8 protein-coding genes are annotated in these 15,693 nt (G+C 39.5%); all 8 read left to right on the plus strand.

The genetic code is table 11. The features are described from left to right. The first annotated feature begins 150 nt into the window (after nt 1–150). Entirely contained in the window at nt 151–5,175 is a 5,025-nt protein-coding gene (locus EO120_RS06655) for a TonB-dependent receptor domain-containing protein (RefSeq protein WP_164725730.1), read from the plus strand. A 184-nt stretch (nt 5,176–5,359) separates the two neighbouring features. Beyond that, nucleotides 5,360–10,426, plus strand: coding sequence for a TonB-dependent receptor plug domain-containing protein (locus EO120_RS06660; protein ID WP_127134707.1), 5,067 nt, complete (start codon nt 5,360–5,362; stop codon nt 10,424–10,426). A gap of 36 nt (nt 10,427–10,462) precedes the next feature. Then, nucleotides 10,463–11,080, plus strand: coding sequence for a MotA/TolQ/ExbB proton channel family protein (locus tag EO120_RS06665; RefSeq protein WP_127134708.1), 618 nt, complete (start codon nt 10,463–10,465; stop codon nt 11,078–11,080). Between the two features lie 2 nt (nt 11,081–11,082). Beyond that, nucleotides 11,083–11,490, plus strand: a complete 408-nt coding sequence (locus EO120_RS06670) for an ExbD/TolR family protein (RefSeq protein WP_127134709.1) — start codon at nt 11,083–11,085, stop codon at nt 11,488–11,490. 2 nt (nt 11,491–11,492) lie between these two features. Beyond that, nucleotides 11,493–12,290 (plus strand): energy transducer TonB, encoded by a 798-nt coding sequence (locus EO120_RS06675; protein ID WP_127134710.1) that lies wholly within the window; start codon nt 11,493–11,495, stop codon nt 12,288–12,290. A 25-nt stretch (nt 12,291–12,315) separates the two neighbouring features. Continuing rightward, nucleotides 12,316–12,834 (plus strand): flavodoxin family protein, encoded by a 519-nt coding sequence (locus EO120_RS06680; protein WP_127134711.1) that lies wholly within the window; start codon nt 12,316–12,318, stop codon nt 12,832–12,834. A gap of 19 nt (nt 12,835–12,853) precedes the next feature. Next, complete coding sequence (gene hutW / locus EO120_RS06685; protein ID WP_127134712.1) at nt 12,854–14,494, plus strand: heme anaerobic degradation radical SAM methyltransferase ChuW/HutW; 1,641 nt, start codon at nt 12,854–12,856, stop codon at nt 14,492–14,494. 200 nt (nt 14,495–14,694) lie between these two features. Beyond that, complete coding sequence (locus EO120_RS06690) at nt 14,695–15,693, plus strand: carbohydrate kinase family protein (RefSeq protein ID WP_127134713.1); 999 nt, start codon at nt 14,695–14,697, stop codon at nt 15,691–15,693.

Consider the following 15,693-nt stretch of genomic DNA (forward strand, 5'->3'; position numbering starts at 1 on the left):
CCGAAACGTATGTTTTTGGTCTATTCGGAGTAGATATGTATAATACACTTTGCTACCATTAAATATGTAAATGATTTTCAATATCATTTAGTTGTGGTGGTAAAGTGTATTTTTATATGCATGGTTAAATATATGTCTGGAGGAAATTTAATGAATAGGAGTTGGGTGCGGGCAAGGAGATATGTTATACTATCCTGCGCAGTAGCGTGCTGGTTGCAAATGCCGGTAGTTATGGCGGATAATGCGACTGTAACAACCGATGTGGTTCATGTTCGCGGTACATGGGCTGAAGAGCAGGCAAAACAAGAGTCTCAACAGACGACGATTATTACGAAGAAGGATATTGTCAAAAAGCAGGCAAAATCCGTAGAAGATATTGTATTTTCCGAAACTGGTGTATCCAGAACCGTTGATTCGATGGGGCGCGTCGGTGTATCTATCCGTGGTGCGGATCCGCGTCATACCTTGATTCTTGTGGATGGACAGCCTGTGATGGGCGACCTTGCCAAATATCAAGGCGCCGGTGATGAATTACAGCGTCTCGGTACAGAAAATGTGGAACGTATAGAAATTATTCAAGGTGCAGCCAGTGCTAAATACGGATCCGACGCCATCGGTGGTGTTATCAATGTTATTACCAATAAACCGCGTAAGACCGCTGGCCTTCAGTTTAATGCGGAAGGTCGTAGAACTAAAGGCGACGGTGATATCGTACCGTTTTCCAATTTCTTTATGCGCGCTGATTCTGGCTTATTAGGTAAGTTAAAAGTTAATATTCACGGTAGTAAACGTGATATTATGCCTATTTATGCTAGCGAGCGGCGTCGTATCAGCGCTATGACCAATGATGAAGACCACGGGTTTTTAAAGAATTCCCTACGATATTACGGTACAAATTCCAATATAGGTTTGGCCGCTACGTATGATATTAATGATAAACAGTCTTTGGGAGTCCGTATCGATAGGTATAATGAAGACTTGGAACGATATGTAAAGCGCAGTACTTCTTATTTGGAACCCCAGGTTCATTACAAACGGGATTTAGATAGGAATAATCTTAATTTGACGTATACTGGTCAGGACAATAAGAGTTCGTGGAAAGCGGAACTGAATTATACGCGGACCAAAGAAGATGATGTAACATTAACTAGTGACTATGGGAACAGTACCTATGAAGGAAAAAATACATTAAACTATGTGGATAATGTAGATCATCGTCAATGGAGCATAACACTCGGGGCAGATACACAAGTCAATAAGAAACATCTCTTGTCTTATGGCATGGGGTTTATACGGGAGACAGGCGAAGGTAGCAGACTAAAAAATGCGCCTCATACTTATAAACGGCATATCGATCCCTGGGATTACGATAAAAGTCTGGCGGTAAAAAACGGTGTTCCTTCATCCACAATTTATGACCATTCTTTCAGAAAAAACGAGGCCGGTGTAGAGCAGTGGAATAAGGAGAAAGAATGGTATAACGGAGATAAAAGCAAGCCAAATACATTGCCGGAATTTACTTACGAAGAATATCTTCAATATGTGGATCCCCAGGCGGGAATTGATTCAGCGGCCGCAATGGGGCTTGTGGACGGTCCCGTGACAGAGCGTACGCTGAAAAAACGGAATCCTGAAGCTTATGCGCGATATCAGCAGTTTGCTAAACGTTTATTAGCGGAGAATAAAGAATTTATTGAAGACTATCATTTTAATAAGGAGGGCCGAAAAGATGAAAACGGTAAGTATTATCCAGCACTTTATGATGCATATTTACCGAGCTTTTACTATGGTGCCGTACCGGATTTTGATTCTACGAAGTTGAAATTAAACGGAGCTTATTTTAAAGAAGAGTATTTAAAACGCGTTAATCAACAGACCGCAGGACGTGCGGAGATCAAGAAACAGAATTTCTTTATTCAGGATACGTGGCAGGTTAATAAAAATACTACTTTATCACCAATTATAAGGCTGGATCATAGTGATTTATTTGGCTCCAACTGGTCGTTTAATTTCGGCATGACTCATAATGTACATGGAAATGTACACCGCAGATTAAAGGCTAATGTGGGTACCAGTTATACGGAACCTGGTATGGGCGAGCTGTATTATAACTGGGAAATGTATGGTCCGAATATTACAAATGCCACAATCGGTGGCGGTGAAGCCCGATTAGGTTGGTATTGGGTCGGAAATCCGAACCTTAAACCAGAGAAATCCATGAATTTCGACCTCTCTTTGGAAGGGGAAAATAAAAATACCTATGGTAAAGTAACCGTATTCCATAATAATATTCGGAATTATATGTCGATTTACAATACGGGATATTTGATGGATTTTTATCCTCAGTATGTTGAATCTACCACATATGGAGCGGCGAAATTTGCTCATGCACCAGATATGATTTACAGTTTCCGTAATATCGGCAAGGCCCAAATTACGGGACTTCAATTTGAAGTTAAACAAACTTTGAATAAGCACTGGAAGGCACGTTTGGGATATACGTATTTACGAGCGCTTAATAAGAGCGATAAAGATATGCCTCGTGAATTACTGGATAAACCTCGTCATAAAGTGGATATCGGTGTGGATTTTGAGGATAAGGCTAGCGGATGGAGCGGTAGTCTGTGGGGCGATTATTATATTCATATGCTGGATAGTAACTCCTTGTCTGGTGGCGGTAATTATATGGTATCTTATATTGATCCTAATAATTCCGATCGTTCCGTTATCAGATATAATTTGAATAATAGAAAAACCGCCGATATGTATGAACATAAAACTTACGGCATATGGAATTTGATGATTCAAAAGAAGATTGATAAGGATTCGCGAATCTATTTCGGTATTGATAATCTCTTTAATCATCGTGATGATGATCGGGCTTTATCGGCTCGAGTATATCGTATCGGATTAAATATGAAATTCGGTTTCGGTTCAGGTGAAAGTAAAACGAAACTTACGAAGGAGCAGTTTGAATCGTTACCTCCGGTTATGCTGCAGGATTTTATTACGCGTCCTTTCGATACAGACAGAAAACGAGGTATGGAACTTGTAGGTGATTATCGTGTACGTAATGACAGTCATCTCGGATCCGATCGTCCTGCTACGCGAGTGACGACTACAAGTTACGTATCCGACGAGGCCGCAAAGAATCTGGCGGATCGCAAGGAACATGGCTTGAATCAACGTATACGTGTCGGTGTCGATGCTCGTATTAACGATAATACGAATGTACGTGTTGTGGGTAGTGCTTCTGGCCAAGCTGGTGTAGATAGCAGTCATGAAACAGAAGGCTCTAAAGGTTTTGATCATCAACGTCTCGAAGAACTAGATGTAACACATCACGGTTCTAAATGGGATCAAAGTGTTGGTCGTATTACTGAATCTATGGGGGTTACAGGTTATTGGTTTAATAAAGAATATGACGGCCTTCGTAGTGTTTGGACGAATAAGAATACTCAAGTCCGTATCGGTGTGGGGACCTTTAAACATAGTACGGGAATTAGCGACAGTGCTTATACTCATGCTATTTATACGCATTTTAAACGGGTTCCAACGGTGGAGGAATTCTTAGGTGTTACTATGGATTCGGACGGTGCCAATAAGGAACTCATCGTACCAAACGCAGGGAATACTATTAATTTCTACCAACAATTGAAGGCATTGCGTGATAAAGAAGGTGCCTTAGAAGGCGAAGTTAAGGCATTGAAACAAAAAATTGATGATCTTAATTCCGATATCTGGTGGAAAGAGTTTATTGATGAGTTACCAGCTGATCAATTAGCTCCATTAAAAGCAGATCTTGCAAAACTACAAACTCAATTGCCAGATGTTGAGGCACGCGTTGCAAAAGAGCGTGAATCATTGAGAGATGCTCAGTTTGATGTAGTTCGTCGTATGCAAGAAATCGTGGTAAAAGCTTATGGTGCTGATGCAGATAGGCAAAAAGTATTGCTTGAAATGCCAGAAGTCAATGTTAAGTTCGTTTATAAAGATAAGCGTTACGATGAGGACACTGAACAATGGGTTCCTGATGAAGGCACAATCAATACTAAGATTACTGCAGGTAAAATTGGTTTAACTGAAAATGATCCACTATTTGAAGTTAAATTAAGTGATACTTCTGTATTAGCGGATAATGGTAAAACATTCTTAACTAATTGGTACAATAAAAATAAAGCTGCTATTGAGGCCGCGTATCGTAAAACGGCTCAAGAACGTGCAACCCTTATCTTTAACAAAGATGCTACCTATACAATTAGCTTCGAAGATAATGCTTTTGATGGACTAGAAAATAATATTTATAAAGTTAACTCTGTTGATGTTAAAGATTATGGCTTATCTAATGTTATTAACGTAAAAAATAGCGATCATTATCCACAATTACTAGCGTCCTATTTCAATGGTTTGACTCGTCTTCTTGAAAAGGCTGATGGGTATAGTAGATTGCCTAGAGAAGCATTAGGTAAATACACAGGTAATGTTATCCCAACGACAGGTGTTGTATTACAACAAGATACAGTACCACCAATTGATAAAGCTGCCTATGTTCAAGTTAAACATATGGTAACGCCTCGCCTTGGTTTAGCTGCTTGGTACTTACGCTCCTTTGGTGGTAGCGACTATCGTTTCTATACGGCGAATGGTAATGCTACAGAAGCACATGAGTTTAACAATGTGGCTAATGTATTTGGTGTAGGTGCTAAGTATCAATTAAATCATAATGCAAGCATTTCCTTCGACTATGGTCAAAACCGTAGTGACTATGGTCGCTTCATGAATGGCAATACTCATTATGAACATAAGGCTGGTTCATCTCAATTCGATATTAAAGGTCGCGATGTAGGTGGGACACCTCATTTCTGGGCATTGCGATTCGATGTAGGTCGTGTAGATATGAATAAACCAGGTTCTTGGAATGCTTATGTGGATTATAAGTACTTCGGACATGGTTCCTTCTTCGGCGGAAATGGCACCGAAGCTGTACCTGATCGTTATTTAGATGGCATTAAGAGCTTTACATTTGGTGGGGGCTATGTACCAACTAAAGATCTACTTTTACAAGCATTCTATACATTTGATGCAAAAGGGATCAATAAACGAGACACATTATATGGATCTGAAAACTTCAAACTTGGGAATTATACTCGTTTCCAAATGACGTATAAATTCTAAAAAATAGTCCGATTTGTCCAAAACGTATATTTTTGGTCTATTCGGAGTAGATATGCAAGATACACTTTGCTAACATTAAAATGTGAATGATATTCAATGTCATTATATGTTGGTGAAGTGTATCTTTTTAATTTTGTGTGGGAGATACAAGTCATATGTTTAGTTAGAAATTTAGGAGGGCACAATGACCCGGTGGGGACATACAAAGCGTAGCATAATTTTGTCTAGTGCAGTTGCCTTGTGGCTTAGTGCGCCTTTAGTGGTTTGGGCAGATAATGCGACTGTCACTACAGATGTTGTTCATGTCAAAGGTACATGGGCAGAAGAAGAAGGAAAATTAAATCCACAGCAAGTGCAAATCATTACTAAAAAAGAGATTGAGAAAAAACAGGCGAAGTCTGTCGAAGATATTATATTTACTCAAACAGGTGTCTCTAGAACCGTAGATGCTATGGGCCGTGTTGGCGTATCCATTCGTGGTGCTGAAGCGCGTCATACATTGATTCTTGTAGATGGACAACCAGTACTGGGTGATTTTGATAAATATTCTGGTGCAGCAGATGAAGTACAACGATTAGGCGCTGAAAATGTGGAACGCATTGAGGTCATTCAAGGTGCTGCCAGTGCTAAGTACGGCTCAGATGCTGTTGGCGGTGTTGTTAATATCATCACTAAGAAGGCTCTTAAAACACCAACATTGCAATTGAATGCAGAAGGGATGCGCCGTAAAAGTGATGGCGATATATTCCCATTCCAAAACTTTTATATTCGAGCTGATTCGGGGCAGATGGGTAAATTAAAGGTTGGTTTATCTGGTAGTAAACGCGATTTAATGCCTGTTCTTGCATCTGTTAATCGTAGGGCATCGGGGATGGCATTCGATTATTTTAAACATAATTTTAAACCGAATGTGCTTCGCTATTTTGGTGATGCCTCCGATATTGGACTTGTAGCAACCTATGAAGCGAATAAGAACAATAAATTTGAAATGCGTGTTAACCGATATACGGAAGATCTTGTGCGTGATATTAAACACTCTGACTCCGATTTAGAACCACAACAACATTTCAAACGTACTGCAGGACGTAATACGATAAACTTGGCTTGGAATGCAAAAGTAGGTAAAAGTGATTGGACTATAGAAACTAATTACTCACGTATTAAAGAGGATGATGTAGCACTTATTAACTACACTGGTCGCTCCTCTTATGAAGGTTCTAATGAGTTAAGATATATTGATAATATTGACCATAGGCAGCTGAATCTTCGTCTTAATGCAAATACACAGCTTAATAATAAACACCGTCTTAGCTATGGTGTAAGCTATGCTCGTGAAGAAGGTTCTGGTAGCCGATTAAAGAGTTCTCCAAATACGAGTACCATGTATATTGATCCTTGGGAATACGATAAGAGTCTACTCGTAGATAAGTTAGACCGTCTTGTAAGACGTAAGGGCGATAACAGCGTTAGGGTATATTCTCATATTCATGACTATAAATTTATTAAATCTAGTAATGGAATGCCTCAATGGGATATGGATTATGAATATTACGGTGCAGAAACAGACACTCAGAAACCTGGGATTACATATGATGATTATGTAAATTATGGTTTGTCACAAGGGGCGATTAGCTCTTGGTCTAGTACGGCACCAAATAATCTACCGATTACTGAAGAGTTTAGAAGCCGCTATAATGCATTAAAAGCCCGATTAGAAGCTGAAAATCCAGAGATGGCAGCAACTCGATCCAATATCGTAGGTGACTACTTTAAATACGGTGAGTCTAGTGATCCTGAAATGCGTAAAAAAGCACCTAAATTAAATGGTAAAGCATTTTTAGAAGAGTACCGAAATCGAGATCAACGACTGACTACTGGTTCTGGTACGATTCGCAAGATGAATGCCTATATCTCTGATACTTGGCAAGTGAATAAGAACCTTACATTTGTTCCTATCATCCGACTAGATAATAGTAGCTTGTTTGGTTCTAATTTATCCGTTTCAATGGGGATGACATATAATGTGAAAGGCAATCCTCATCGTCGATTTAAGGCCAATGTTGGTACTGGTTATACTGAACCTGGTATGGGCGAATTATGGTATAATTGGGAAATGTATGCATCTAATCCGGTAGGTATTGGTGTTGCAAAGCTCGGTTGGTATTGGGCAGGTAATCCTAATTTAAAACCTGAAAAATCATTCAATATTGATATGAGCTTAGAAGGTGAAAATAAAAATACCTATGCTCGTGTGGGTGTTTTCCATAACCGCATTAAAAACTATATGTCGGTTTACTTTACTGGTGAATTCCAAGATTTTGCACCATACTTGAAAGGTGATGCAAAATACCAACGGGCTCCGGATATGATTTACAGCTTTAAGAATATCGGTATGGCTGAAATTACAGGCCTTCAAGCCGAAGTTCAACAAAAGTTTGGTAAATACTGGTCTGGTAAATTAGGATATACCTATTTACATGCCATTAATAAGAGCGATCCAACTATGCCTCGTCAATTATTGGATAAACCAGTACACAAGGTAGATATTGGTGTTACCTATGATAATCCAAAAACTGGTTGGAATGGTTCCATCTGGGGCGATTATTACATTAATATGCTTGATAGTAATACATTAAACAATGGTGGCAACTACTGGCCAGATATTTTATCCGGTGATGCAGGCGTATATAAAAAGCAAGTTTACCAAAAGAAAACATTTGGCATTTGGAACTTGATGGTCCAAAAACGATTTAATAAGAATGCGATGATGTATTTTGGTATTAATAATATCTTTAATCATCGAGATGATGATAGAGCAACACAAGAACGTGTATATCGTATCGGCGTGAACCTTAAATTTGGCGGTGGCGATGCTAAGACTTCGCCAACTGGCAAAGATGCTAATCAAGGGGCTCATGTAAATGGTGGTGGAACGAATGGTGCATCTAGTAATGAAACCGAAGTACAAAATGTATCTGACGTTATTAAACTAACAGATTTTGTTCGTCCTGATTTTGATACAACGAAGGAACGTGGTGTCACATTTATCGGTGATTATCGTGCACGCTGGATGTCTCACGATGGTACAAATCGTCCACAATCTCCATTCCGTGCAAACTCAGCTATCGGTTCTGCAAAAGTGAATTTGTACGATGCCAATCGTCATAGTTTTGAACAGCGTATCCGTCTTGGCTTTGACGCTCGTCTTAATCCGTTCACTAATCTCTCTGTTATCGGTAGCATGACTGGTATGAGCGGTGTCGATACAAGTTGGACTAAATCTGAGTCGAAAGGATTTAATCATCAACGTCTTGATACGGTTAATCTTACTAGACATGTTAAAAAATGGGATATTTCTGTAGGACGCTTGAATGAACCTATGGGTGTAAGCGGTTATTGGTTCGGTCAATCCTATGATGGAGCTCGTGTTGTATGGACTGGTAATGATACACAAGTACGTGTTGGGGTAGGGAACTTTAAACACAATACTGGTATTAGTGACTCTGCGTATACACATGTGGTGCATAAAGCGATTAGTAGACCGCCAACTGCAGCGGAATTAATTGGTATTAACCGCGATGATTATCCGTATGATATCAATAATGCAACTAAAGCAGGCTCTGATGGAGAGGCAAAGGGTTCGAAAGATGCTGCAGCACCAGATAGTCCTACGGGTATTTATGAGTCCACTTATAAAGGTAAGACTGATAGCATTTATTTCTATCAACAACTTAAAGAGTTACAAGATGAATATGATGCTTATAAAGCAACATTAAATTTAAATTGGAGTAATCCAAATCGGGATCAAGACATTGAAAAAGCTAACACTAAATTAGCAGAGACTCAACAAAAACAAGCCCAAATCATGAGTCGATTACAAGATATTCTTACCAAAGCATATCCTTCAGATATGGCTGAGAAACAATTCTCTCTTGCTATACCTTCTGGTGGTTATGCAATGTATGAGATTACTAATAAGCAGACAGGGGAGAAACTTTATAAGACTGGTGATTTAATGTACAATGTGACATCTTCCTTGTACCCTGAATCTTTAAAAGAGCAAGCAAAAGGGCTTATCATATCTAGCGATAATAAAGAGGCTCTACTAAATCCAAAAGAGTATATGGATAATCATAGTGCGGAAATTAACGAGGCTGTTGCCGCTATTGCAAAATATAATGCTACAGATAACTGGAGTAACTATAATCATAGCGAGCTTGATGTTGTTTGGGTTAAACAAGCTGACGGCACGTTTAAACAATCGTATGATTATTTCGGACAACCGGCAAATAATTATGAATTTACTGGGTTCCTAGGTGCTAAGACTTATAAATATGATAGCGGAAGCTATGTATTTAGCGATTATAACGCTAAAGATGATATTTATAAGAAGAACTTTACATTGTCCTCTAGCGACTGGGGCGCTGGTGGATCAGAATATGGTTGGGGCATGACTCCTGCAATGTTTAACTATCTATATAATTTAGAAAAAGTTGTACATGATGCAGAAGGTGAAAATAAGTTACCTCGTGAAGCCATCGGTAAAATTATTGGTAATATTATTGAAACAGAAGGTGTTGTTCTTGAAAAAGATACAATTCCACCTATTGAAACGGCAGCCTTTGTCCAAGTGAAAAAGCAAATTGGAAATCGTCTTGGCTTACAAGCATGGTACTTACGCTCCTTTAATGGTAGTAAACGTACATTCTTAAATGCTAATGGTAATGGCAATGATGAACAAAGCTTCTCTAATATAGCAAATGTATTTGGCATTGGCGCTAAATATCAAATCGGTGAAAGTGCAGTATTTACTTTAGATTATGGTCAAAACAGATCGAAGTTTGGTCGCTACATGAATGGTAATACGGTATATGATCATGAACGTGGAACTGCAGACTTCACTATTAAAGGACATCAAATGGGTGGTACACCACACTTCTGGATGGCACGACTTGATATTGGTCGTTCGGATCTAGATGTTCCTAAATCCTGGAATGCATTCATCGATTATAAATATTTTGCTCACGGCTCATTCCTCGGTGGTAATGGTACAGGTGCTGTACCAGATCGTTACCTCGATGGTATTCGTAGCTTTACATTCGGTGCTGGATATGTACCGCGCAAGGATTTACTCCTTGAAGCCTTCTATACATTTGATGCGAAGGGCACAAATAAACGAGATACTTTATATGGTAGTGAAAGCTTTAAGTTAGGCGATTATGCAAGAATTCAAGGCACCTATAGGTTCTAATGTGCAGTCTGTAAACAGATAGAAAGGTTTATTAATATGGAAAATCTAAATTATGTCATTCACTTATTTCATAGTGGCGGGTATGTAATGTATCCATTATTATTCTTGTCTCTTATGGTCATTGCTATCGCTGTAGAACGCGCTTTCTACTATCGTAAATATGCAGGAAAAACCTATTTAGTGACCCATGCGGTTAATGAGTATGCAAAATTACAAAAATGGGATGAAATTAAAAAGATAATTAAAGAAAACCCATCCATTGCAAGTCGTATTGCTGAAGCTGGTTTGGCAAATGGTGACACTGAAGAAGGTATGAAAACGGCATTCTCTGATCAAATGGGGGTTGATGCAGTAGGTTTCAGAAAATATATGGACTACTTAAGTGCAACCGTTACAATTTCTCCATTGTTGGGTCTACTTGGTACTGTAACAGGTATGATTGGTTCCTTTAGTATCCTTGATTCTGGTGCTGGTGCATCTGCCATTACTGGTGGTGTAGGGGAAGCCCTCATCGCAACGGCATCTGGCTTATGTGTAGCAATCATAGCCTTTATCGTGTATACATTCTTTAGTCATCGTTTGGATTCTATTATCAATCAAATAGAAAATATGTGCGTTAATATTATTACCGCAAAACGAGAAGGGTGGAAATAACTATGAATCTACAAAGTTTTCGTATGAAATCTAAGCCTGAATTCATGATTATCCCTATGATTGATATCATATTTTTCTTATTGGTATTTTTCATGATGAATAGCTTACAAACTGTTGCTCAAAAGGCATTATCTGTACAGTTGCCACAGGCTACAACAGCATCTGTACCTGCTCAATTACCGGTGGTGCTTACTTTAGATGCCGAAGGTCATATTACGATTGATAATGTTTCAATGAGCATTGATGCAGCAGAAGTAATGGTAAAAGAACGAATTGCACAAAACCCAAATGCTAGTGTTATATTGCAAGCGGATAAACGTTCAGCACATGGACAAGTAGTAGCGATTATGGACATGCTTAAACAAGCGGGCATTAAACGCTTAGCTATTGCAGCAGAACAGAAAGGATAACTATGGGATTAGGCATATCATGGAAAAAAGCAGCCATAATATCCGCCGTAGTTCATCTAATTATTCTCTTTATTACCGTTATTTTTTTCGTAGTTGTTCCGGCTATTCAAGAGCAAGAAACCTATGAAGTCGATCTCACCCAAAGTGTGCTCGATGATGGCGGTAGTGGTCACGCTGGTGGTGGCGGCGGTGATAGATCATCTCTATTTCCAAAGCCATTGTCTGCAGATGAAATGTCGGCAAGGACAAAGGCTGTAGTAGCGAATGTAGAACCATCTACAGCGACGGATATTCCTGATGCGGTAGATGTCCCAAGCAAGGGTAGTGAAAATAAATCAGATATATCTGCTGAAAGCGGAGGTTCTGGTAATGGAGCAGGTTCTGGTGGTGGCGAAGGTGGAGGTTATGGCACTGGAATAGGAACTGGTGTTGGCGATGGTGAAGGCGAAGGTGAAGGATCAGGTACGGGCAAAGGTTCTGGCAATGGATATGGTAGAGCCCATGTTGCTTTTGATGAGCTAGGATTTTATAACGCTGTAAACAATCACAAGGTAATTCCTCAACAATATATTCGTCAACATAGAGAGGTTCATGAAACAATTTACGTATTTGTACGTATTGATACAGATGGTAATGCAGTTGAACAATATGTTAGCTCAGGTGATGATCCATTGTTGAGAGAAGAAGCTATGGCTGCCGTAAGCCGTGCATTACCATATTCAAATCCAACAGGTGGTGTACAACCAGTAACTGTTCCTGTGCGATTTGACCTATCTGAAGGCACAGATGACGATGATTAATTAGACATAATGTAAGGAGATTACTATGAGTACTATTATTTTATATTCTTCCCTCACAGGAAATACAAAAAGCGTAGCGGAGGCGATTGCCTCTGTTATGCCAGAGGGTACACCTTGTGTACCGATAAAAGAGACACCTGCTAATTTAGTGGATTACGACACTGTATTTGTAGGTTTTTGGGTGGATCGAGGCACAGCTAATAAAGAAGCGGCTAAGTTGATTGAAACGCTTACTAATAAACATGTAATATTCTTTGCTACATTAGGTATGTATGCTGATTCTGATCATGCTCGTGAAAGTATTGAAAAAGCAGCTACATTATTACCTAATCAAGAATCTCTTGTAGATGGTTTTGTATGCCAAGGTAAAATCGATCCTAAGGTTATCGAGATGATGTATAAAATGTTCCCACCAGGATCGGCACATGGTCAAAGTCCTGAACGGGATGCATTGCATAAAGCCGCAGAAACACATCCTGATGAACAGGATTTTGCAAATGCGAAAGAGTTTGCTAAATCTGTGCTTGCAAAGTTGCAAGGCTAATGGGTGAAAGGGGAAACGTATGAGTTTAGCAAGCTTTTTTGAATCGATTCCAGAAAAACAAAGAAATTTGCAATTAGGATTGGAATGTGACAATCCTATGAGTGGCGCTTTTCCTCATAAACGCGTTGTTCATGCTGGCCTTAATGGGACTTTAATTTCACCGAAGGAATCGCAAGCCGTATGGAACACTGTAATGAGTGGTACACCTAAGAAGGGGCAAATGCAGTGTGCTTATATACATATTCCATTCTGCAAGACAAAATGCACGTACTGTGGATTCTTTCAAAATGGTACAAGTCAGAATATTGAAGACCAATATATTGATGGATTAATTGGCGAACTTAAGTTGGCTAGTGAAAGCCCACGCTTAAAGGAGGGGCTTATCCACGCTGTATTTATTGGTGGTGGTACACCGACCTCTTTATCTCCAGCAAATTCAGAGCGTTTATTAAAAGCGATTAAGGAATATTTACCATTAGCTAATGACTATGAGCTTACATTAGAAGGTCGTATCCATGATTTAATCCCAGAGAATCTTGAAGTATGGATGAGTAATGGAGTTAACCGTATGTCCATCGGTGTTCAGTCATTTAATACTAAGGTACGCCAAATGGTAGGACGATTAGATACAAAAGAGACTGTATTGGAGCGTTTAGCGACCTTAAAGTCCTATGGTCAATGCTCCGTTGTTATCGACTTAATCTTTGGATTACCAGGTCAAACGATGGATGTTTGGGAGCAAGATTTAGCCGATTTAGTCAGCTCTGGCGTTGATGGGGCTGATTTGTATCAATTGAATGTATTCGACGGTAGTGATCTGAATCGTGATATTGTTAGTGGTAAGGTGCCGCCAGCTGCGACAACTGCTATGCAAGGTGAAATGTTTGAATTTGGTCGCACTTACTTAGAGGCTCGTGCCTATCGTAGATTGAGTTCTGCACACTGGAGCGCCAATAATCGTGAACGTAGTTTATATAATATGTTGGCTAAAGCGGGTGTACCGATGTTCCCATTTGGCAGTGGTGCCGGCGGCAATGTGGATTGTTATGGTATGATGTTACATCGCGCTCTGAAACCATATGAAGATATGGTAAGTCGCGGTGAAAAACCATTTATGGCACTTATGAAGCAAAGTGATTTACAACCATTTGTCAATCAAGTTGTAAGTCAGTTAGAACAAGGTTATTTAAATATCAATACACTAGTGGCTATGGATTCACGTTTAGGTGAATTGCATTGGCTATATAAGTTATGGGAAGAACGTGGGCTAGTTACTTATAATGGTTTGTTATATAAATTAACGGCAGCTGGTGAATTCTGGACGGTTAATATTACACAAAGCACTTTGGAGGCGATGGAATATATTATGACTGGTAAAAACTCCTTTGCCTTAGAATCTGTAGCTGCTCAAGATACGAAAACAACATCAAAAGAAAATCCAAATCAAGAGGTGCGTGGTATTGGTCAAGGTAAGGCTAATATTTCTGTACCAACAGATGAAGATACAGAGGTACAACGTAAAGAAGCGCTTATCGCAAAAGCAAAAGAGGAAATTGCTAAGAGTGGTGCTTCTGGTGAATCAGCTAACCGCATGATACAAGCCATGTATAATTTGAGTGCTGATGAAATTGAATACATGATGGAACGTATGATGTCCTAATTATCCTTAACAACCTCTCATATAAATAACTACAAACATTGACAGGTACGTTTTATCTTAGTATTAAAACCCTAGATTACGATATATTCTTTACACTAGATTACTTAGTTTAGTAGGAATATAGTGTGGTTTAGGGTTTACTTTTTGTTTGTAGAAATGTATTCTGTAAATATAGTTATACAAGGTATTAGGAGGTTTGTATGAATACATTTCTTAATGAAATGATAGATATAGTTGGCATTGGAGCTAGTACCCTCGATCGATTTATCGTAGTTCATCATTTTCCCGCAGGACGTGAGGTGCAACAAGTCATATCCTCTACGACAGATGGAGGCGGACCGGTGGCGACTGCACTAGCTACAGCAGGTAAATATGGATCGAGCACGGTCATGATTGACCGTATCGGCGATGATATGGTTGGACGCTATATTTTAGAGGACTTTCATAAATACAATGTCAATACAGAGACTATCCAAGTTGCTGCAAATGCTAAGAGCGGAACTGCAACGATTCTTGTAAAAGCCGCAACAGGGGAACGAGCTGTATTTTTTGAACGCTCTACGGCGTCTGAGCCAGAGTTTTGTGAAGCATATAGGGAATTAATAGAACAGTCAGCCATATTACATATTAATGGACGCCATCGTCGATTGATGCGCACGGCTATTGAGTTAGCCAATTCCTGTGGAACTATAATTTCCTTAGATGGTGGTGCTCAACGATACGATGATGATATGAAACCTATTAGCGAATCGTCCCATGTCGTTATTGTGGCTCGCGACTATGCGGAAAAATATACAGGGACTACTAATTTAGAAGAGGCTTGTCGTGTCATTCATGATAGAGGTGCTTTAATAGCAGGCGTTACCGATGGAGCAAATGGCAGTTATTTTGTATGGCCTGATGGAACGGCATATCGATGTCAACCATTTCCACAAGATAATGTAGTAGATACGACTGGTGCAGGGGATAGTTTTCATGGTGCATTCTTATCGAAACTTGCTGCGTCGATTCGCCAAGTAAATGCATCGAATGATGAATCTATAAAGCCTATAGATATATTACGATCTTTAGACTATAAACAATTAGAGTCTGCTGCCATTTTTGCATCTGCTGTGTCTGCTCTCAATACACAGGGCATAGGTGGACGGAGCGCTTTGCCCTCATTAGAAACAGTACTTAACCTAGCTGGATTGGAGTAG

The sequence above is a fragment of the Veillonella caviae genome (assembly GCF_003992125.1).
Classification (GTDB): Bacteria; Bacillota; Negativicutes; order Veillonellales; family Veillonellaceae; genus Veillonella; species Veillonella caviae.